The organism is Streptomyces chlorus (genome assembly GCF_042655885.1).
GTDB lineage: Bacteria > Actinomycetota > Actinomycetes > Streptomycetales > Streptomycetaceae > Streptomyces > Streptomyces chlorus.
This window is the reverse complement of record NZ_JBHSOA010000139.1, coordinates 44,777-64,569: the sequence shown is the minus strand read 5'-3', so window position 1 is coordinate 64,569 and position 19,793 is coordinate 44,777. Positions and strand designations below refer to the sequence as shown.

Here is a 19,793-nt window from a genome sequence, read left to right as displayed (position 1 = left end):
ACTTCATGCGACTTCGCACACGCGGCAGACGCTCCGCCGTGCTCGCCGCACTCCTCGCCCTCACCCTCGCCGCGCCCGTGTCGATGACGGCCACGGAGGCCGGCGCCGACAGCGGGAAACGGGCGGCGCCTTCGGCCGACGACATCCGTCAGTACGAGATCCATCAGCACACGACTCCCGTGACCCGTACGGCGATCCAGCGGGCCGGGGTCACCGTGGACGAGGCCGACGAGGAGACGGTGGTCGTCTCCGGCCGGGCGGAACAGATCCGCACACTGCGCCAACAGGGGTACGAGGTCACGCCGTTGGGCGCCGCCCCCGACCGTTCGTCGGCCGCCGACGATCTGCGTCTGTTCGACTTCCCCTCGGCCGACTCCCGCTACCACAACTACGCCGAGATGAACGCGGAGATCGACCAACGGCTGGCGGCGTACCCGAACATCATGAGCAAGCGGGTGATCGGCCGGTCCTACCAGGGCCGGGACATCGTCGCCATCAAGATCAGCGACAACGTGACGGCGGACGAGAACGAGCCCGAGGTCCTGTTCACCCACCACCAGCACGCGCGCGAGCACATGACCGTGGAGATGGCGCTGTATCTGCTGCGCGAACTCGGCGCGGGATACGGCAGCGACTCGCGGATCACCAACATGGTCAACGGCCGGGAGATCTGGATCGTCCCGGACCTCAACCCGGACGGCGGCGAGTACGACATCGCCACCGGCTCCTACCGCTCCTGGCGCAAGAACCGGCAGCCCAACTCCGGTTCGTCGAACGTCGGCACCGACCTGAACCGCAACTGGGACTACCGCTGGGGCTGCTGCGGCGGCTCCTCCGGCTCCACGTCCTCCGAGACCTACCGGGGTTCGGCTCCCGAGTCCGCGCCCGAGGTGAAGGTCGTCGCCGACTTCGTGCGCAGCCGGGTCGTGGGGGGCGTGCAGCAGATCAAAGCGGGCGTCGACTTCCACACGTACAGCGAGCTGGTGCTCTGGCCCTTCGGCTACACCTACTCCGACACCACGACCGGGATGACGGCCGACGACCAGGCCGCCTTCCGGACGGTCGGTCAGAAGATGGCGGCGAGCAACGGCTACACGGCCCAGCAGTCCAGCGATCTGTACATCACGGACGGGTCGATCGACGACTACCTGTGGGGCACCCACAAGATCTTCGGTTACACCTACGAGATGTATCCGCGGTCCTCGTCGAGCGGCGGTTTCTACCCGCCCGACGAGGTCATCGAGCGGGAGACGTCCCGCAACCGGGATGCCGTCCTGCAGCTCCTGGAGAACGCGGACTGCATGTATCGCTCCATCGGCAAGGCGGCGCAGTACTGCGGCTAGCGCGGCCTGACCGCGTAGCCGCGGAGCGGCGCCGCCCGCCGTGAGGAGGGGTGGCGCCTACTCCACTGAGGCGACGTCCGGCTTGGACTTGTCCTTGCCGGCGTCCGACTCGGGCTCGTCCTTGTCGGCGTCCGACTCGGGCTCGTCCGCGTCGTCGGACGAGTCCACTTCGGCGCCAGGCTTGGGCTTGTCCGTGCCTGCCTCCGGCTTGGACTCCCCGGCGTCGGCGCCCGCGTCAGACGCGTTCGCATCGGAAACGTCCGTATCGGAAACGTCCACGTCGGACGTCTCCGGCTCGGCTGCCCCGTCGTCGAAGTACGCGTCCAGGACCGCGTCCAGTTCCGTGTCCCACGTGGCGAAGCAGCCGCGGGACGTGGCCTCGATCTCCAGCGGGTACCAACGGCGTTCCGTGGTGTGGACGGTGACCGTGTACCGCTTGCCGAATCGGGCGGTCTCCGTCTCCACCGCACCGATCTCGTCCCAGCGGAACTCGCACGCCTGGTCGTCCAGCCGGAGCCGTACGCCGCTGTGATCGGCGACGATCTCGGCGCGACGGTCGGACGCCTCGAAGACGGGGCCGTCGGGGACGGGCTCCGCCTCGGAGGAGCCCGCAGCCTCGGACTTCTCCAGCGAGGGCGAGGTCGCCTTCGCGGACGCCGTCCCGGCCTCCGGCTCCTTCTTCGTCGCCGGTTCCTTCCCCGATTCCGTGGCCGGGTCCGCGTCCGTCTCGGGCGCCGCGTCCTCCGGCTCCGAGGCGGGCTCCGTGTCCTCGCGTTCCTCCTCGCCCTTCGCGTCCTTCACGTCCGCCTTGCGGTCGGAGGTGCCGGACACGGGTGCGGTGAGCCCGGGGATGAAGGCCGGGTCGAATCCGGCGCCTTCCAGGGGCTGGGGCTGGCTGCTCGAACCTATGCGCTGCTCCACACCGGATGAGTATGGTCGACGATCCTGTGTGGAGCACAGCCAGCCCCTCACTTCGTTATCAGACGCCTACATGCGCCCCACCGTTCGTACGAATCGGACGATGATCCGACAGGAGTCGCGGGCCGGCGTCAGACGAACAGGCTGAGTGCCGCCGCGACCACGAAGCCCGCGACCGACAGGACGCTCTCCAGCACCGTCCATGTCTTCAGCGTGTCCCGCTCGCTGATGCCGAAGTACTTGGCGACCATCCAGAAGCCGCCGTCGTTGACGTGCGAGGCGAAGATGGAGCCCGCCGAGATCGCCATGATGACCAGGGCCACGAACGCCTGCGAGTGGTCCCCCTCGGACAGCAGCGGGGCGACGATGCCCGCCGTCGTGACGATCGCCACCGTTGCCGAGCCCTGCGCGACCCTGAGCACCACGGAGATCAGGTACGACAGGACGATCACCGGCAGGCCGACGTCGTTGAACGTGTCGGACAGCGCCTGGGCGACACCGCTCCCCTTGAGGACCGCGCCGAAGACACCGCCGGCTCCGACGACCAGCAGGATGTTGCCGACCGGCTTCAGCGAGGACGTCGAGACGGTCTCCAGGGACTTGCGGGACCAGCCGCGCCGGATGCCGAGCAGGTAGTACGCCATGAACAGGGCGAGGGTGAGCGCGACGAACGGGTGGCCGAAGAACTCCACGACCGAGCGCAGTGTGGACTCGTCCAGGGCGATCGAGGAGAACGTCGAGGCGAGGATCAGGATGAGCGGCGTACCGATGATGCCGAGGACGGTGCCGAGCGGCACAGGCGTCTCACGCGGAGCCACGCCTGCGGCGCGCTGCTCGTCGAGGACGGCCTGACGGGACTCCTCGGCGGCCTCGACCATGTCCTGCGGTACGGCGACGAAGATCCGCTTGCCGATCCAGGCGGAGTAGACCCAGGCGGCGACGACGGCCGGGAGGCCGGTGACGACGCCCATGAGGATGACCCAGCCGAGGTCGACGTCGAGCAGTCCGGCGGCGGCCACCGGGCCGGGGTGCGGGGGCAGGAAGGCGTGGGTGACGGACAGGCCCGCGAGCAGGGGCAGGCAGTAGAGCAGGATCGACTTGCCGGAGCGTTTGGCGGCGGCGTACACGATCGGCGCGAGGACGAAGATGCCGACGTCGAAGAAGACCGGGATACCGAAGATCAGGCCGGTGAGGCCCATGGCGAGCGGGGCCCTCTTCTCGCCGAACAGGCCGAGCAGCCGCGATGCCAGTACCGCGGCGCCGCCGCTGACCTCGAGGATCGCGCCGAGCATGGTGCCGAGACCGATGATGATCGCGACATGGCCGAGGATGCCGCCCATGCCGGACTCGATGGTGGACACCGCGTCCGAGCGCTGGACCGTGCCGAAGAGTTCGGTGACCGACAGGCCGGCCATCAGGCCGACGGCTATGGAGACGCCGAGCAGGGCGACGAACGGCTGGAGCCGGACCTTGATGATCAGGAAGAGAAGCAGGGCGATACCGATGGCGGCGACGGTCAGCAGACCGGCGGTGCCGTCGATGAGAAGGAGCAGCCCGCCGGTGTGCGGGGGCGTCCCGGCCGCCGCGTCGGCGGCGAGCGAAAGGGATGGTGGGGACATTCGGGGGTCCTCTGCTTGAGCGCATAAAGCTTTCGGGCATGGGGGATCGCGGCACGGCGTCCCAGGGGTGGCGGACGCCGTGCCGTGGCATACGGGGTGCGGGGTGGTGACCGAAAAGGTGAGGGGTGAGGGGTGAGCGCGCGTCAGCCCAGTACGGCCAGGGCGTCGATCTCGATGAGGAGCCCTGCGGGCAGGCCGACGTAGACGGTCGTGCGCGCGGCGGGCGGCTGGGTGAGGCCCTGCTCCTCGAAGTAGGTGTTGTAGATGCCGTTCATCTCGGCGAAGTGGTCCACGTCGGTGAGGTAGACGCGGATCATCATCGCGTCGTCCCAGGTCGCGCCGCCCTCTTCGAGGATCGCCTTGACGTTGGCGAGGGTCTGGAGGGTCTGCTCGCGCAGGGTGGGGCCGGCGGGCGTGGGCGGCCTGCCCTCCTCGGCGGGCAGGAACCCGACCTGGCCGGCGACCTGGAGGATGTTGCCCTTGCGCACGCCGTGGGAGAACTTCGCGGGCGGGGTGGTGTGCGTGCTGGGGGTGAGGGCGACTTTCTCGGTTTTCTCGGTCATGCGGGGCGGTCCTTCGCTGGGGTCGTTGGAGTCACTGGAGTTCTGCCGGAGTCCGGCCGGAGTACTCGCCGCTGATCGCGTCCGCGGTGCGGCGGACCAGCGGGAGCAGGGTGAGGAGTTCGTCGGCGGTGACGACGACGTTCGGCGCGGAGACCGACATCGCTGCGACCACCCGGCCGTCGGCGCCGCGGATCGGCGCGGCGACGCAGTTGATGGACTCCTCGTGGCCGCCGAGGTCGGTGGCCCAGCCCTGTTCGCGCACCTTCTCCAGCTCGCGCAGGAACGCGGCCGGGCCCGGCGTCGAACGGGACGTGTACAGGGGGTAGTCGAGCTTCTCCGCGAGGGCGCGGCGCTCGTGTTCGGGCAGGTCGGCGAGGAGCAGCTTGGCCACGGCGGCGACGGTGATGGCGACGGGCTTGCCGATCCGCGAGTACATGCGGACCGGGTAGCGGCTCTCCACCTTGTCGATGTAGAGGACCTCGTTCTCCTCGTGGACGGCGAGGTGCACGGTGTGGCCGCACTGCTCGTTGAGGCGGACGAGGTGGGGGTGGGCGATCTCCCGGACGTCGAGGTTCTCCATCGCCTCCTGGGCGAGGGCGAAGAGGCGGGCGCCGAGCCGGTAGCGCTGGTCGGACTGGCGGTAGACGAGTCCGTGCCCGTGCAGGGTGCGCAGCAGCCGCAGGGCGGTGGACTTGTGCACGCCGAGCCGGTCGGCGACCTGCCCGAGGTCGGCGGGGCCTTCGGCGAGCAGCGGCAGGATGCTCAGTGCGCGGTCGACGGTCTGGCTCATGGGGTGCGTACCTCCTCCTCGGCCCGGTCCGCGCCCGCGTCCGTGTGCGCGCCCGCGGTGGCGGTCTCGGTCCAGCCGGGGCCGAGACGCAGTCTCCCCCACGCCGTGTCGTCCAGGGCGGCCAGCCGGTCGGCCAGGTCACGGGCGGGGGGTGTGGCGAGGTCGCCGGGGACGGTGAGGGCGGCGGCGGCCATGAGGTGGCCGTGCCGGAGCCGGTCCCGTACGGGCAGGGCGCGCAGGGTGGCGGAGAGAAATCCGGCGGCGAAGGCGTCGCCGGCGCCTACCGTTGCCACGATGTCGACGGTGAGGGCGGGGACGAAGGTGGCCGGTGCCGGTGCGGGCCGGGCGTGGGTCGCGCAGCCCCGCGCTGACGGGGTGCCGCCCGCACCCACCCTCCCCCCAGCGGCACGACTGCCCGCGGATGTGCGGTGGAAGGCCGTGGCTCCCCGTGCGTCTTGCTTGACCACCAGGACCTCCGGCTCGGGCAACGCCTCGCGGATCGACGACGGGCCGCCCTTGATGCCCCAGGCGGACTCGGCCTCGTCCTCTCCCACGAAGACGATGTCGGCCCCTCGGGCCAGTTCCAGCAGCACCTCGGGGCCGTGGGCGTCTCTGTCGCGCCACAGTCCGGGCCGGTGGTTGACGTCGAAGGAGACGAGCGGACGGCCGGGGCGACGGGCGGTCAGCTCCCGTACGAGGTCCAGGCAGCCGGCGGAGAGGGCGGCGGTGATACCGGACAGGTGCAGGACGCGGGCGGCGCGGGCGGCGGCCAGATCGACGGTGGCGGTGGTCATCGCGGAGGCCGCGGAGCCCGCCCGGTAGTAGGCGACCTCGTGGGCGTCGGTGCCGCGGTCGCCGGCGGTGCGGAAGTAGATGCCGGTGGGGCGGTGCGGGTCGCGGCGGACGGACGACACGTCGACGCCGTACTCCCCGATCGCCCGCAGGAGGTGGTCGCCGAAGCCGTCCTGGCCGACCGCGCTGATCCAGCGTGCCGAGTGGCCGGCCGCCGCGAGGACGCAGACGGTGTTGGACTCCGCGCCGCCGATGCCGCGGTCGAAGGAGGGGACATCGGCAAGGGGGCCCGGCCGGGAGGGCAGGAACGTCACCATGGACTCGCCCAGCGCGACCACATCGACGGTCTCCACGACGTCGGGGGCGGTGCGGGGTCCGGTGGCGGTCACGGTGGGGTGGCTCCTCGGTGCGACGGGGTCGGGCGATGCCGGTGGTGCGGGACGGGTGGCGCCGGTGGTGCGGGACGGGTGGCGCGGGGCCGGGTGGGTACGGATCGTCGGTGTCCGCCCGCATTGTCCTCGTCGGCCGCCGGGAACCGGTTCCATTGACCCCGTGTGGCCGAGATGTTAGACAGCGGTAAGCGATATACGCAACGGGTGTTGCAGAGGATGCAACATGCCAGATCAGGGAGGCTTTGATGGTCCTCGACCCCGGCTCCGACGCCTACACGCAGCTCACGGAGGAACGCGTCGACCACCGTTTCAAGGGCCTCCCGCCGGACGCCGACGGGCTGACCGTCGGCGAGCTGGCCGCCCAGCGCCGGAACCTGTTCACCGGAGGTTTCACCACCCCGGTGCTCGCACTGTCCGCCGAGCGCCTGGAGCACAACCTGAAGCTGATGGAGACGTACGCGGTCCGGCACGGCCTCGCCTTCGCCCCGCACGGCAAGACGTCCATGGCCCCGCAGCTCTTCCGGCGCCAGATCGAGCACGGCGCCTGGGGCATCACGCTCGCGGTGCCGCACCAGGTGCGGGTGGCGCGGGCGTTCGGCGTGCGGCGGGTGTTCCTCGCCAACGAGCTGGTGGACGCGGCGGCCCTGCGGTGGATCTCCGGTGAGCTGGACGCCGACCCCGGCTTCCGGTTCGTCTGCTACGTCGACTCCGTGCGCGGTGTCGAGCTGATGGACGCGGCCCTCGCCGGGTCCGCCCGCCCGGTGGACGTCGTGGTCGAACTCGCCGGGGGCGAGGGCGCGCGGACCGGGGTGCGGACGGAGGCGGAGTGCGCCGCCGTCGCCGACGCGGTGGCGGGTGCGCGCGGTCTGCGGCTGGTCGGGGTCGCCGGGTACGAGGGCGAGGTGCCGGACGCCGACCCGGAGCGGGTGCGGGCGTGGCTGCGGCGCCTGGCGGCCCTGGCGGTGGACTTCGACAAGGCCGGGCGGTTCGCGGGCCTCGACGAGATCGTGGTGAGCGCGGGCGGCAGCGCCTGGTTCGACGCGGTCGCCGACGTCTTCGCGGAGATCCCCGAACTCTCCCTGCCCGTACTGAAGTTGCTGCGCTCGGGGGCGTACGTCTCGCACGACGACGGGCACTACCGCAAGCTGACCCCGTTCAACCGGGTACCGGAGGAAGGCGCGTTGGAACCGGCGTTCCGGCTGTGGACGCAGATCGTGTCCCGGCCGTCCGCCGAGCAGGCCTTCGCCAACGCGGGCAAGCGGGACGCGGCCTACGACCTCGACCTGCCGTTCGCCCAGGTGGTCCGCCAAGGCGGCACGGAGCGCCCGGCGGCCGGGATCTCGGTCGTCTCCCTCTCCGACCAGCATGCCTGGCTGCGTACCGCCGCGGAGGCCGATCTGGAGGTCGGCGACTGGCTGGGCCTCGGGCTCTCCCACCCGTGCACCTCCTTCGACAAATGGGTACTCATTCCCGTGGCGGAGGCGGACGGCACGGTGGTCGACTACATCCGTACGTTCTTCTAGGCCCGCACTTCGCGGGTCACCCGTTAGTGAAGGCTCAGCGCATGATCACCGACCGGTTCCCGCCGCGATCGGTTGCCCGATGACCATCACGCCGCCGGGCCGACCGCCCGTGGACCGATCCCGATCACTTGATCTTCACGATCGAGGGACCCGCGAAGTACGGGTCTAGGAGGCCGTGGCATGGAAGAGCTCGTCATCCGGGATGCCGACGTCGTGGACGGCTCCGGCGACAGCGCGTACCGCGCGGATGTGGTCGTCGACGGCGGCCGTATCGTCTCGATCGTGAAGGAAGCGGCGGCAGCGGGCTGTCAGCGCCCGAAGGCCCGCCACGAACTGGACGCGGAGGGGCTGGTCCTCTCCCCCGGCTTCATCGACATGCACGCCCACAGCGATCTGGCGCTGCTGCGCGACCCCGACCACAGCGCCAAGGCCGCGCAGGGCGTCACCCTCGAGGTGCTGGGCCAGGACGGCCTGTCGTACGCGCCGGTCGACGACCGCACGCTCGGCGAGGTCCGCCGCGCGATCGCCGGGTGGAACGGCGGCGGGGACGACATCGACTTCGACTGGCGGTCGGTGGGCGAGTACCTGGACCGGCTCGACCGTGGCATCGCGGTCAACGCCGCGTACCTGATCCCGCAGGGCACGGTCCGCGCGCTCGTCGTCGGCTGGGAGGACCGGGAGGCCACCCCCGCCGAGCTGGACCGGATGCGCCAACTGGTCGCCGAGGGCATGGAGCAGGGCGCGGTCGGCATGTCGTCGGGGCTGACGTACACGCCCGGCATGTACGCCAAGGACGCCGAACTCACCGAACTGTGCCGGGTGGTGGCCCGGTACGGCGGCTACTACTGCCCGCACCACCGCTCCTACGGCGCGGGCGCGCTCCAGGCGTACGAGGAGATGGTGACGCTCACCCGGGAGGCGGGCTGCCCGCTGCACCTGGCGCACGCGACGATGAACTTCGGTGTGAACAAGGGCAGGGCGCCCGAGCTGCTGGCACTGCTGGACGACGCGCTCGCCGCCGGCGCCGACATCAGCCTCGACACATACCCGTACACGCCGGGCTGCACCACGCTGGTCGCCATGCTGCCGAGCTGGGCGGGCGAGGGCGGCCCGGAGGAGACCCTCAGGCGGCTCGCGGAGGACGCGACGGCCGAGCGGATCCGGCACCACCTGGAGGTCACCGGCTCGGACGGCTGCCACGGTGTGCCCATCGAGTGGGACACCATCGAGATCTCCGGGGTGGGCGACCCCGCGCTCGGCGAGTACGTGGGCCGCACGGTCCAGGAGTCGGCCGCGCTGCGCGGCGAGAGCCCGTGGGCCCTCGCCCGCGAGCTGCTGCTCAAGGACAGGCTGGCCCCCTCGATCCTCCAGCACGTCGGCCACGAGGAGAACGTACGGGAGATCATGCGGCACCGGGTGCACACCGGCGGCTCGGACGGCATCCTCCAGGGCGCCAAGCCGCACCCGCGCGCGTACGGCACCTTCCCGCAGTATCTCGGGCGGTACGTACGGGAGTTGGGCGTACTGTCGCTGGAGGAGTGCGTCGCGCGTCTGACGTCCCGGCCGGCCGCCCGGCTGCGGCTCGCGGACCGCGGGCTGGTCCGCGAGGGCTACCGGGCGGACCTGGTGCTCTTCGATCCGGAGACAGTGGCCGCCGGCTCCACCTTCGAGCAGCCCCGGACGCTGCCGACGGGCATCCCCTACGTGCTGGTCGACGGGCGGTTCGTGATCGAGGACGGGCGGCGCACCGACGTACTGGCGGGACGGGCGGTCCGCAGGTCACCCCGCTGACCTCCCGCCCGGTCCCGCTCGCGTCCGATCCGCCTCGCGCCCGGCCCACCTCGCGTCCGGTCCGGCCGGCCCTTCGCCTACGGCTTGGGCAGGGTGCAGCCGCTCGCGCCGAGGTCGAGCCTGCTGCCCGCGCCGAAGCACGCGGTGAACGGGTAGGTCTGCTGGGCGTAGTTGATTCCCTGGCGGACTGTGACGGCACCGTTCGCGTCGACCTCGCACGGGTTGTTGACCGTGCAGCGCGCGCCGTCCTCGTTGCCGGTGTTGTTGACGGCGACCACCTTGCCGGTGGCGACGTCGACGACCGGTGAGCCGGAGGTGCCGCCGATGGTGTCGCAGGCGGGGGTGTACCGGACCGAGTCCTTCCAGGTCCAGTTCCCCTCCTTCAGCCGGTAGGCGAATCCGTCGACGGAACAGGTGTAGATCCGCTTCCAGTACCCGGAGACCACGCTGATGGCGGTGCCGGCGGCCGGGCGGGCGCTGTCGAGGGTGAGCGGGTCGATGCCGTACGTGCTCTTGATCTGCGCGTAGCTGGTGCTGAGCCGGTAGACCGCCGCATCGGTGTCGGTCATGGTCGCGTAGACGAGCCGGTTGGCGCGCAGGGTGGCGACCCGGGTGCCGGCGGAGTTGAGCAGTCCGAAGGTACGGCTGGACGCCCGGTCGACGAGGACCTCGCCGGCCGCGGGGAAGCCGCTCTCCAGGCAGTGACCGTTGGTGAGCACCAGCGCGGGGTCGCTGCTCGCCGACTGGGGCAGGCGGACGACGGAGCCCGAGCAGTTGCTCAGCGAGACGGTGCCCGCGAAGTTCACCGCGGCGGCCTTCGGCCCGGTGAGACCGGACAGAGTGTCCGCCGCGGTGCCGGCGATGCCGTCGACGAGGTCGAGCACCGCGGTCGAACCCGAACCCGTGCCCGCACCGGTACCCGTGGCCGTGTCCGTGTCCGCGCCCGTGGGGGTGGGCGCGGCGGCGACCGCGGGGGTGACGCCCGCCCCGGCCAGGGCCAGGGCACAGAGCGCGACGACGAGAGATTTTCTCATGTGGGGGTCCCCTCCTGCGACGAATCCTGCGAAAGGCGGCGGATTCCTCCGGTCACCCACAGGATTGATTGACATGCACATTGTCAGTACGTCACAACCGGGGGACAAGACGCTGTTTCAGGCCTTCCGGCCGGAAGGTTCCGCCGCCCGGACCACCCTCCCCGCGCAGGCGGCAGGAGAGGCGCCCGCGACGGGGAGGCCCGGTGTGGAGGTGATGGAGGCGGCTTCCGCGGCGGCTTCAACGGCGACACCCGGGGCCGCTCCCAGGACAGCCTCCGGAACCACTTCCGGGACCACTTCCGGGGCGAGCCGCCGGACACACCACCCGAACCGGAGCACCCCACGTGGCGGATCACACGCCGCAAACGGCATTACCGGGCCGTAAACTCCCAGCATGCAGGTGATCCAGTCGACCAAGCTCGCCAACGTCTGTTACGAGATCCGGGGCCCGGTGCTCGAGGAGGCGATGCGGCTGGAGGCGGCCGGGCACCGCATCCTCAAGCTCAACACCGGCAATCCGGCCGCGTTCGGGTTCGAGTGCCCGCCCGAGATCCTGGAGGACGTCCTTCGCAACGTGTCGTCGGCGCACGGCTACGGCGACGCGAAGGGACTGCTGGCCGCACGCCGGGCGGTCGTGATGCACAACCAGACCCTCGGCATCGAGACCGACGTCGAGCACGTCTACATCGGCAACGGCGTCTCCGAGCTGATCGTGATGGCGATGCAGGCGCTGCTCGACGACGGGGACGAGGTACTGGTCCCTTCGCCGGACTATCCGCTGTGGACGGCGGCCGTCGCCCTGTCCGGCGGTACGGCGGTGCACTACCGCTGCGACGAGCAGTCCGACTGGATGCCGGACCTCGCCGACATCGAACGCAAGGTCACCGACCGCACCAAGGCGATCGTCATCATCAACCCGAACAACCCGACCGGCGCGGTCTACGACGAGGCGATGGTCAGGGGCCTGACCGACATCGCCCGCCGGCACAACCTGCTGGTCTGCTCGGACGAGATCTACGACAGGATCCTCTACGACGGCGCCACGCACACCCCCACCGCCTCGATCGCCCCCGACCTGCTCACCCTCACCTTCAACGGCATGTCGAAGGCGTACCGGGTGGCCGGATACCGGGTGGGCTGGATGGCGATCTCCGGGCCCCGCGCGCACGCCGACTCCTACCTCGAGGGCCTGACGATCCTGGCGAACATGCGCCTGTGCGCGAACATGCCGGGCCAGCACGGAGTGGTCGCGGCGCTCAGCGGACGCCAGACGATCAACGACCTGGTGCTACCGGGCGGCCGACTGCGCGAACAGCGGGACGTGGCGTACGAGCTGCTGACCCAGATCCCGGGCGTGACCTGTGTGAAGCCGAAGGGGGCGCTGTACCTCTTCCCGCGCCTCGACCCCAATGTCTTCAAGATCAAGGACGACCGGCAGATGGTCCTCGACCTGCTGCGCAGCGAGAAGATCATGGTCGTGCACGGCACGGGCTTCAACTGGTCCGAGCCCGACCACTTCCGGGTGGTGACCCTGCCGTCGGCCGACGACCTGAGGGACGCGGTGGGCCGGATCGCCCGCTTCCTGGACGGTTACCACCAGCCCTGACCGGCGCCCGGCCCGAAATCGCACGGACGCGATGCACCCCGTTCCCGTCGGCGCCGTGGACGGGCACATCGGCACCCTCACCCTGCGTGTTCACTCTGTCCGATTCTGTCAACCGCTCAACTTTAGACGAATTCTAAGCTAGGATGGGTTCCTGTTAGTTCTAGGAGGCCATCCATGTATGAACCGATCCGCACCAAGTCGGTCCACCGCACGATGGCCGGCACTCCTCACGACTTCCCCCGCCGCTCCCGCGAGGAAGAGCTGGACACTCAGCTCGCGGGCCATCTCGACGCACTGCTCGCCGTCACCGACGAGCTGCGTGTCGCGGCACCCTCGGCCGATCTGGACACCGCGGCCGAGCGGCTCGCCGAGCAGGTGACCCGCCTGCGGGGAGGACGTAAGCCGGCCCGCGCGTCGGCGACCACCAGCGGGAGCGCGCCCTGCGTCACCGCCCTGCACCGACAGGCGCACGCCCTCGCGGGCCGCGCCCTGGTCGTCGCCGCGTCCCGCGCCGACACGGTGGCCGCGATCCTGGCCGCCGAGCGGATGGACGCGCACACCGCGGCCCTCGAGTCACGCGAACTCGCGGCCCGCTGAGCCCCACCCCCGGGGCTCCCGCCAACGGCCCCGGTCCGCGTGCACCCACAGCGAGGCGCGGACCGGGCGCCTCGCACCGCCCCCAGCCGAAGGGGCACTCCGCGCAGTCCGCCCGAAGTGCCCCTTCGCCGTTTCCCCTCGGGATCAGCTCGCGTCCGCGGAATCAGCCCGCGTACTCCGACGCGCCCGCCGTGCGGCGGATCTCCGGCAGCGCCGAGTAGAGCGCGACGCCCGGACAGAGCGTGGCGAAGCCGTCGCGGTGGCCGGAAATCGTGTTCAGCGTGGCCTTGTCGCCGTTCTTCCAGACTCCGGTGTCAGCCGCGGCGGTGAGTGTCACCTTCGCCTCCGGGTCGACGCCGTACAGGCCGAGCTTCCAGGCGGAGAGGTCGGCGATCGCCTGCTTGGCCGCGGGGGTCGGCGTGCCGCCGTTCTCGTAGTCGCCGAGCAGCGAGATGCCCGACGAGTAGCCGTTGAAGCCGTAGGTGTGAGCGCCCCGGACGGGCTTGCCGGTGCCGCCCGCGCGGCCCTCGAAGACCGTTCCGCACTTGTCGACGAAGAAGTTGTAGCCGATGTCGCTCCAGCCGTTGGTCTCCACGTGGTACGTGAGAATCGCCCGGATGATGGCGGGCGAGTCGGCGCACTCGTAGCTGTTCGTCCCGGCGGTGTGGTGCACGAAGACCGCGTCGGCCTTGTCCACGATCAAGGGGAAGCTTCACTGACAGCCGATCGCAGCCCGGTCCAGCAGCTGCGCCGCCCACTGTCAGTGGCCAGCCCTAGGATCGCGCCAGATTCATGACCGAGGGGGGCGACTGAGCCGCCCCTCCGTGACCGACCGCTTCCCTGTCTTCAACCGACCGGAGAACACCGTTGTCCTCTCTACATGACTTCGCGACCTGGGAGCCGCTGCTGCGGCTCGTGCGGGCGTCCAACGCGGAGCAGCTTGCCGCGCCGAGTGGTTTCGTTACGGGTCATATCAGCCTCGGCAGTTGGAGCGTGCCGGTGCAACGGCCACGCCCTGTGCCGTGGCGTGCCTCCCAGGTGGAGGACGTGCAGGACGAGTTCACCGCCGTGGAGCGTGTGCAGGCCGCCCTCAAGGCCGACGGCGCGAACGGTGTCTCGTTCATGGTGGAGACGGCACCGGGCGGAAAGACCCTGCTCCATATCGTCGAGCCGGGCCCTGCCGTGGAGCCCGGCTTCATGAGCCCCTTCGTGGGTGCCCTGCTCCTGGTCGACGACGCCGTCCCCGAACCCTGGCGGCGCCTGCCCGAGATGGTGCCGGGCGCGGCGCCGGCCCCGTCGGCGGACCCGGCGCTGCTGGAGCGCACCCTCCGCGAGCGGCTCCCCGACGCCATCGGTGCCACCGAGACGGAGATCGCGGAGACGGAAGCCCGCCTCGGCATCCCACTGCCCGACGAACTCAAGGCGCTCTACCGCGTGACCCGGGCACGTTGGCAGGACTGGAGCGGCGACTACGAGACGGCGGAGCGCCATGGCGACGCGGTCGGCTGCGAGCTGTTCTCCCTGGACGGGCTGTACATCGCGGACGCGCGGTCCCGTCCGTGCCCCTGGCAGTTCGCCGCCACGGACGCGGTCGTCACCCCGTCGGACGCCGCCGTGCAGGGCCTGGTCGGCTCGCCCGGCTGGATCGTCTTCGGCGACAACGGCGGCGGCGACCGGCTGGCCCTCGACCTGACACCGGGCCCGGGTGGACACACCGGGCAGGTCATCGTGATCGACCACGAGCGGAACGTCGGCGCCGGACTGCGCGCAGACTCCCTCACCGACATGGTGCTCAACCGCCCCGACGGCTGGTACTCGGGCCGTGACGCGGACAGCCCGCCGGTGGTGGCCCGGGTGAACGTCCGCAGTCTGGACAGTGTGGAGGCCGCCGCCCATCCCGAGCTGGAGGTGCTCGGCATCGGCGTGTGGGAGGGCGAGCCGCTCAGCCTCGCCCCGGTCGTCGGGCTCCCCCGTCTGCGGACCCTCACCGTCTACCCGGGGACGCTGGCCGACCCCCTGGAGATCGCCGGGCTGACCGGTCTGGAGTACCTGAGCCTCGGCCCCGAGGAGTGGCGCGTGCTGCTCGACGCGGGCGCTGTGCCACGGAGCCTGTCGGCGGCCGCCATCGAGGTGTGGGGCGGACAGCACCCGCTTCCGTTCCTGGCCCTCGCGAACGAGCTCCTCGCCCTGTGGGACCGTCCCTTGATCACCCGGACCGTCCTCGAAGCCGGCCTGGACACCGGCCGGAGGGCTGGGGGCATCCGGTGAGCGACGGCGGAGTGGAGGAGATGTGGGCGGCGCTGCCCGCCTACAAGGTCGAGATCGGTACCGAGCCGCTGGACCGGCCGGCGCGGGACTCGTTGGGCGGGTGGCCTTTCCTCGACGACGACCAGGAGTGGCCGCGGTGCTTCTGCGGCGACCGGATGGCGTTGTTCTTCCAACTGGATCTGCCGGACGACGTCGAGTTCTTCGGCGGAGAACACCTGTCGGTCTTCCACTGCGCCCACCACAACGACGCGTCCGACCCGGTGACGGCCGACGACCGCCTCGTGCCGCGGTTCTGGGAGGTTCCGCAGCCGCCGTTCCCGGGCGCGTTCTGGCGGGTGCTGCTGCAGCGTGACCCGGGGGCCGGAAGCGGAGCCCGAACCGGCCGTACGCGCCCTGCCCCTGTCCCTGCGGCCCTTCGTGGACACCCCGGAGGGGCCGTTCAAAGCGCATTTCAAGGTGGGTGGTACGGCGTCCTGGGCGCAGTACCCCGAGTACTACCGGTGCGCGTGCGGCGTGGAGATGGCTTTCGTCTGCCAGATACCGGAGGGCTGGGAGTTCGGCGTCCGCCCCGGGGCCTACGGGCGCCATACGGGCGAAGGCCTGTCGTCGCCCTGTCCCGCCGGGGCGGGCGGGAGGGTGACGACAGGCCCAGGGCCCCGCACGCCGTTGTACGGGGCCTCGCCTGCCTGTCCCGCGGCCGGTCGTGACGATCGCTGGTCAGGGCATCCCATCCCAACCGGCCGCGGAGTCTTTGCGGGCGCTCAGCCCAGGCGCTGCACCAGGGCGCGGTACTGGTCCCACAGCTCGGTGGGTGTGTGGTCGCCGAAGGTGTTGAGGTGATCGGGGACCAGGGCGGCCTCCTCGCGCCACACCTCCTTGTCGACGCTGAGCAGGAAGTCCAGGTCCGCGTCGGCCAGTTCGAGGCCGTCCGTGTCGAGGGCCTCCCGGGTCGGCAGGACGCCGATCGGGGTCTCGACGCCGTCCGCCTTGCCCGTCAGGCGCTCCACGATCCACTTCAGGACGCGGCTGTTCTCGCCGAAGCCGGGCCAGACGAACATGCCCTCGTCGTTCTTGCGGAACCAGTTGACGTAGTAGATCTTCGGCAGCTTGGACTGGTCCTTGTCCTTCGCCACGTCGATCCAGTGGCCCATGTAGTCGCCCATGTTGTAGCCGCAGAACGGCAGCATGGCGAAGGGGTCGCGGCGCAGCTCACCGACCTTGCCCTCGGCGGCGGCGGTCTTCTCGGAGGCCACGTTGGCGCCGAGGAAGACGCCGTGGTTCCAGTCGAAGGACTCCGTGACCAGCGGTACGGCGGTGGCGCGGCGGCCGCCGAAGAGGATCGCGGAGATCGGCACGCCCTTGGGGTCCTCCCACTCGGGCGCGATGATCGGGCACTGCGCGGCAGGCGTGGTGAAGCGGGCGTTGGGGTGGGCGGCGGGCGTGCCGGACTCGGGCGTCCAGTCGTTGCCCTTCCAGTCGGTCAGGTGGGCCGGGGTCTCCTCCGTCATGCCCTCCCACCACACGTCGCCGTCGTCGGTGAGAGCGACGTTGGTGAAGATGGAGTTGCCCCACAGGGTCTTCATCGCGTTGGCGTTGGTGTGCTCGCCGGTGCCGGGCGCGACGCCGAAGAAGCCGGCCTCGGGGTTGATCGCGTAGAGGCGGCCGTCCTCGCCGAACCGCATCCAGGCGATGTCGTCGCCGATCGTCTCGACGGTCCAGCCGGAGACCGTGGGCTCCAGCATGGCGAGGTTGGTCTTGCCGCAGGCGCTGGGGAAGGCCGCGGCGACGTACTTGGATTCACCGGTGGGCGGGGTGAGCTTGAGGATCAGCATGTGCTCGGCGAGCCAGCCCTCGTCGCGGGCCATGACGGAGGCGATGCGCAGGGCGTAGCACTTCTTGCCGAGCAGGGCGTTGCCGCCGTAGCCGGAGCCGTAGGACCAGATCTCGCGGTCCTCGGGGAAGTGCGAGATGTACTTGGTCCGGTTGCAGGGCCAGGGCACGTCCTCCTGGCCGGGCTCCAGGGGAGCGCCGACGGAGTGCACGGCCTTGACGAAGAAGCCGTCGTCGCCGAGTTCGTCCAGGACGTCCTGGCCCATGCGGGTCATGGTGCGCATGGAGACGGCGACGTACGCGGAGTCGGTGATCTCGACACCGATCGCGGACAGCGGTGAGCCGAGGGGGCCCATGCAGAAGGGCACCACGTACAGGGTGCGGCCCTTCATGGAGCCGCGGAAGACGCCCTTCTCACCGGTGAAGATCTCCCTCATCTCGCCGGGGGCCTTCCAGTGGTTGGTGGGCCCGGCGTCCTCCTCCTTCTCGGAGCAGATGAAGGTGCGGTCCTCGACGCGGGCGACGTCGCTGGGGTCGGAGGCCGCGTAGTAGGAGTTGGGGCGCTTGATCGGGTCGAGTTTGCGGAACGTGCCCTTGTCGACCAGTTCCTCGCTCAGCCGCTGGTACTCGGCCTCGGAACCGTCGCACCAGACCACATGGTCCGGCTGGGTCAGCTCGGCGATCTCGTTGACCCAGGAGATGAGTCCCTGGTGGGTGGTGGGGACGCTGGGAGCCGCGATGTCGCGCGCCACGATTGCTCCTAAGTGAGGGTTCTTTGTCTGGAGGGCCCCGTGGGGGCTGCGGCCCGGATACTTCACGGTGGAATCCTGGGCGCTCATCCGGTGCCGACCGCACTCATTTGATCCTCTGATGCGAGTGCCCATCTGTCCAGGGGGTCTCACATGTGAGCAGAGTGATGATGGCCACTGTCTCCCGGAAGGGCGTGTGTGCCCGCCGGGTCTCTTTGCGGGCACATTGCGTTCGTCCGACCATCTCTTCACCGCCTTGTCCACGACTCCCTCGCGGCTCCCCTGCGCGGCCACGGGATGCGCCAGGGGGCGTACTGGCGAGTACCCCACGTGAGAGGATGGCAACTTCGGCAGGGTCGATTCCGGTGCACCGACCTGTAACTTACGGTTCCGTAGGTACGATGGCGGTCATGACAGCGTTCGCCTCCGACGCCCCCGACGCGCCTGACACACCCGCGGGACAGCCGGCCGAAGGCCGCGGCCCGGTCCCGCTCGACCTCCCGTACCCGGTCAAACCCAAGCTCCGCGGCTGGCTGCACCTGGGCATGTTCCCCGCCGTCCTGGTCGCCGGGCTGGTGCTCGTCGCCCTCGCCGACTCGACCCGGGGCCGTGTCGCCTGCGCGGTCTTCGCGCTGACGGCCTGCCTGCTGTTCGGCGTGAGCGCCCTGTACCACCGGGGCGACTGGAGTCCGCGCATGGACGGCGTGCTCCGGCGCCTCGATCACGCCAACATCTTCCTGATCATCGCCGGCACCTACACCCCGCTCACCCTGCTGCTCCTGCCGGAGGCCAAGGGCCAGTGGCTGCTGTGGGGCATCTGGGCGGCCGCCCTGGCCGGGATCGCCTTCCGGGTGTTCTGGGTGGGCGCCCCGCGGTGGCTCTACACCCCGTGCTACATCGCGATGGGCTGGGCCGCCGTCTTCTACCTCCCCGACTTCATGCGCACCGGCGGCATCGCCGTCCTGGTCCTGGTGATCGCCGGCGGCTTGCTCTACAGCGCGGGCGGGGTGATCTACGGGATCAAGAAGCCCAACCCGTCGCCGCGCTGGTTCGGCTTCCACGAGGTCTTCCACTCCCTCACCCTGGCCGCCTTCATCGCCCACTACGTGGGCATCTCCCTGGTGGCCTACCAGCACGGATGAGCCGAGGGGCGCCCCGCGGCCCCGGGCCGGTGCACCCGGAAATCCCGGGGCCGCGGGCCGCGCACATGACATCCTGACCCGGTGAACGGTCCCGAGATCCACGTCGAGTTCGCCCCCGAACTGCTCGTCTTCGTCCCCCGGGCACGCACCACCGGCGGCGCGGTGGCCCCGACCGACGGCGTCTCCACCCTCGGTCACGTCGTCGAGTCCCTCGGCGTCCCGCTGACCGAGGTCGGCGCGCTGTTCGTGGACGGCCGGGCGGTGCCCGTCTCGCACCTCCCGGCCGCGGGCGAGTCGGTCACCGTCCGCCCCGTCGCCCACCCCCAGCGCGTACCCGGCGCCCCGCTCCGCTTCCTCCTCGACGTCCACCTCGGCACGCTGGCCCGCCGGCTGCGGCTGCTGGGCGTGGACACGGCGTACGAGTCGACGGACATCGGCGACCCCGCCCTGGCCGCCCGGTCCGCGTCCGAGAAGCGGGTGATGCTCAGCCGCGACCGCGGGCTGCTGCGTCGCCGGGAACTGTGGGCCGGCGCGTTCGTCTACAGCACCGGGCCCGACGAGCAGCTCCCGTACGTCCTGGACCGGTTCCGGCCCGAGCTGCGCCCCTGGACCCGCTGTACCGCCTGCAACGGGCTGCTCCGTGCCGCCACCAAGGACGAGGTCGCCGACCAGCTGAAGGGCGGCACGCACCGCTCGTACGACGTGTTCGCCCAGTGCGCCGACTGCGGCCGCGCCTACTGGCGGGGCGCGCACCACGACCAGCTGGAGGCAATCGTGGAACGCGCGCTGAGCCGGGTCGCCCAGGGGAACTGAGCGACCCGGCCGGCCGGGGTTCC

15 protein-coding genes and 1 pseudogene are annotated in these 19,793 nt (G+C 70.8%); 8 read left to right on the top strand and 8 right to left on the bottom strand.

What is annotated here, in order from left to right:
• The first annotated feature begins 5 nt into the window (after positions 1 to 5).
• A complete protein-coding gene (locus ACFPZI_RS36450) occupies positions 6 to 1,343 on the top strand; it encodes a M14 family metallopeptidase (protein ID WP_381371447.1) in 1,338 nt (445 codons plus the stop codon).
• A 57-nt stretch (positions 1,344 to 1,400) separates the two neighbouring features.
• On the opposite strand, the gene ACFPZI_RS36445 is transcribed toward ACFPZI_RS36450, so the two are convergent.
• The 5 genes from ACFPZI_RS36445 to ACFPZI_RS36425 all read right to left on the bottom strand — a co-directional run bounded on the left by ACFPZI_RS36445 (position 1,401) and on the right by ACFPZI_RS36425 (position 6,414).
• Positions 1,401 to 2,264: a hypothetical protein gene (locus ACFPZI_RS36445; protein WP_381371446.1), complete on the bottom strand. Its 864-nt coding sequence runs from the start codon at positions 2,262 to 2,264 to the stop codon at positions 1,401 to 1,403.
• A gap of 128 nt (positions 2,265 to 2,392) precedes the next feature.
• A complete protein-coding gene (locus ACFPZI_RS36440; RefSeq protein ID WP_381371445.1) occupies positions 2,393 to 3,880 on the bottom strand; it encodes a GntP family permease in 1,488 nt (495 codons plus the stop codon).
• Between the two features lie 143 nt (positions 3,881 to 4,023).
• Positions 4,024 to 4,443 carry a RidA family protein gene (locus tag ACFPZI_RS36435; RefSeq protein WP_381371444.1) on the bottom strand — a complete coding sequence of 140 codons (420 nt, stop codon included), beginning with the start codon at positions 4,441 to 4,443 and terminating at the stop codon, positions 4,024 to 4,026.
• 31 nt (positions 4,444 to 4,474) lie between these two features.
• The gene (locus tag ACFPZI_RS36430) at positions 4,475 to 5,233 is read right to left on the bottom strand and encodes an IclR family transcriptional regulator (protein WP_381371443.1); all 759 of its coding nucleotides are present in this window, start codon (positions 5,231 to 5,233) and stop codon (positions 4,475 to 4,477) included.
• Positions 5,230 to 6,414: a sugar kinase gene (locus tag ACFPZI_RS36425; RefSeq protein WP_381371442.1), complete on the bottom strand. Its 1,185-nt coding sequence runs from the start codon at positions 6,412 to 6,414 to the stop codon at positions 5,230 to 5,232. Before ACFPZI_RS36425 ends, ACFPZI_RS36430 begins: the two co-directional genes overlap by 4 nt.
• A 248-nt stretch (positions 6,415 to 6,662) precedes the next feature.
• On the opposite strand from ACFPZI_RS36425, the gene ACFPZI_RS36420 reads away from it, so the two are divergent.
• A complete protein-coding gene (locus tag ACFPZI_RS36420) occupies positions 6,663 to 7,940 on the top strand; it encodes an amino acid deaminase (protein WP_381371441.1) in 1,278 nt (425 codons plus the stop codon).
• Positions 7,941 to 8,120: 180 nt separating this feature from the next.
• A complete protein-coding gene (locus ACFPZI_RS36415) occupies positions 8,121 to 9,731 on the top strand; it encodes an N-acyl-D-amino-acid deacylase family protein (RefSeq protein WP_381371440.1) in 1,611 nt (536 codons plus the stop codon).
• A 77-nt stretch (positions 9,732 to 9,808) separates the two neighbouring features.
• On the opposite strand, the gene ACFPZI_RS36410 is transcribed toward ACFPZI_RS36415, so the two are convergent.
• A complete protein-coding gene (locus ACFPZI_RS36410; protein ID WP_381371439.1) occupies positions 9,809 to 10,765 on the bottom strand; it encodes a S1 family peptidase in 957 nt (318 codons plus the stop codon).
• A gap of 394 nt (positions 10,766 to 11,159) precedes the next feature.
• On the opposite strand from ACFPZI_RS36410, the gene ACFPZI_RS36405 reads away from it, so the two are divergent.
• Positions 11,160 to 12,371: a pyridoxal phosphate-dependent aminotransferase gene (locus ACFPZI_RS36405; RefSeq protein WP_381371438.1), complete on the top strand. Its 1,212-nt coding sequence runs from the start codon at positions 11,160 to 11,162 to the stop codon at positions 12,369 to 12,371.
• A 174-nt stretch (positions 12,372 to 12,545) separates the two neighbouring features.
• Positions 12,546 to 12,968: an SCO4983 family protein gene (locus ACFPZI_RS36400; protein ID WP_381371437.1), complete on the top strand. Its 423-nt coding sequence runs from the start codon at positions 12,546 to 12,548 to the stop codon at positions 12,966 to 12,968.
• Between the two features lie 163 nt (positions 12,969 to 13,131).
• Here the strand turns inward: ACFPZI_RS36400 and ACFPZI_RS36395 are convergent.
• Positions 13,132 to 13,659, bottom strand: a pseudogene (locus ACFPZI_RS36395) (peptidoglycan recognition protein family protein); the annotation flags it as partial.
• Between the two features lie 176 nt (positions 13,660 to 13,835).
• Between ACFPZI_RS36395 and ACFPZI_RS36390 the strand changes: the two are divergent.
• Positions 13,836 to 15,236: an SMI1/KNR4 family protein gene (locus ACFPZI_RS36390; RefSeq protein ID WP_381371436.1), complete on the top strand. Its 1,401-nt coding sequence runs from the start codon at positions 13,836 to 13,838 to the stop codon at positions 15,234 to 15,236.
• 761 nt (positions 15,237 to 15,997) lie between these two features.
• Here ACFPZI_RS36390 and ACFPZI_RS36385 read toward each other — a convergent pair.
• On the bottom strand, positions 15,998 to 17,818 hold the full coding sequence (locus ACFPZI_RS36385) for a phosphoenolpyruvate carboxykinase (GTP) (protein WP_381371435.1): 1,821 nt from the start codon (positions 17,816 to 17,818) through the stop codon (positions 15,998 to 16,000).
• Positions 17,819 to 18,225: 407 nt separating this feature from the next.
• Between ACFPZI_RS36385 and trhA the strand changes: the two genes are divergently transcribed.
• Both trhA and ACFPZI_RS36375 read left to right on the top strand, forming a co-directional pair.
• Complete coding sequence (gene trhA / locus ACFPZI_RS36380; RefSeq protein WP_381371434.1) at positions 18,226 to 18,957, top strand: PAQR family membrane homeostasis protein TrhA; 732 nt, start codon at positions 18,226 to 18,228, stop codon at positions 18,955 to 18,957.
• A gap of 81 nt (positions 18,958 to 19,038) precedes the next feature.
• Positions 19,039 to 19,770, top strand: a complete 732-nt coding sequence (locus ACFPZI_RS36375; RefSeq protein ID WP_381371433.1) for a Mut7-C RNAse domain-containing protein — start codon at positions 19,039 to 19,041, stop codon at positions 19,768 to 19,770.
• Positions 19,771 to 19,793: the final 23 nt, after the last annotated feature.

Coding starts and splice junctions, on each gene's coding strand:
- ACFPZI_RS36415 (WP_381371440.1), top strand. CDS start 8,121: ATGGAAGAGCTCGTCATCCGGGATGCCGACGTCGTGGACGGCTCCGGC.
- ACFPZI_RS36410 (WP_381371439.1), bottom strand. CDS start 10,765: ATGAGAAAATCTCTCGTCGTCGCGCTCTGTGCCCTGGCCCTGGCCGGG.
- trhA (WP_381371434.1), top strand. CDS start 18,226: ATGACAGCGTTCGCCTCCGACGCCCCCGACGCGCCTGACACACCCGCG.
- ACFPZI_RS36440 (WP_381371445.1), bottom strand. CDS start 3,880: ATGTCCCCACCATCCCTTTCGCTCGCCGCCGACGCGGCGGCCGGGACG.
- ACFPZI_RS36450 (WP_381371447.1), top strand. CDS start 6: ATGCGACTTCGCACACGCGGCAGACGCTCCGCCGTGCTCGCCGCACTC.
- ACFPZI_RS36405 (WP_381371438.1), top strand. CDS start 11,160: ATGCAGGTGATCCAGTCGACCAAGCTCGCCAACGTCTGTTACGAGATC.
- ACFPZI_RS36435 (WP_381371444.1), bottom strand. CDS start 4,443: ATGACCGAGAAAACCGAGAAAGTCGCCCTCACCCCCAGCACGCACACC.
- ACFPZI_RS36430 (WP_381371443.1), bottom strand. CDS start 5,233: ATGAGCCAGACCGTCGACCGCGCACTGAGCATCCTGCCGCTGCTCGCC.
- ACFPZI_RS36420 (WP_381371441.1), top strand. CDS start 6,663: ATGGTCCTCGACCCCGGCTCCGACGCCTACACGCAGCTCACGGAGGAA.
- ACFPZI_RS36400 (WP_381371437.1), top strand. CDS start 12,546: ATGTATGAACCGATCCGCACCAAGTCGGTCCACCGCACGATGGCCGGC.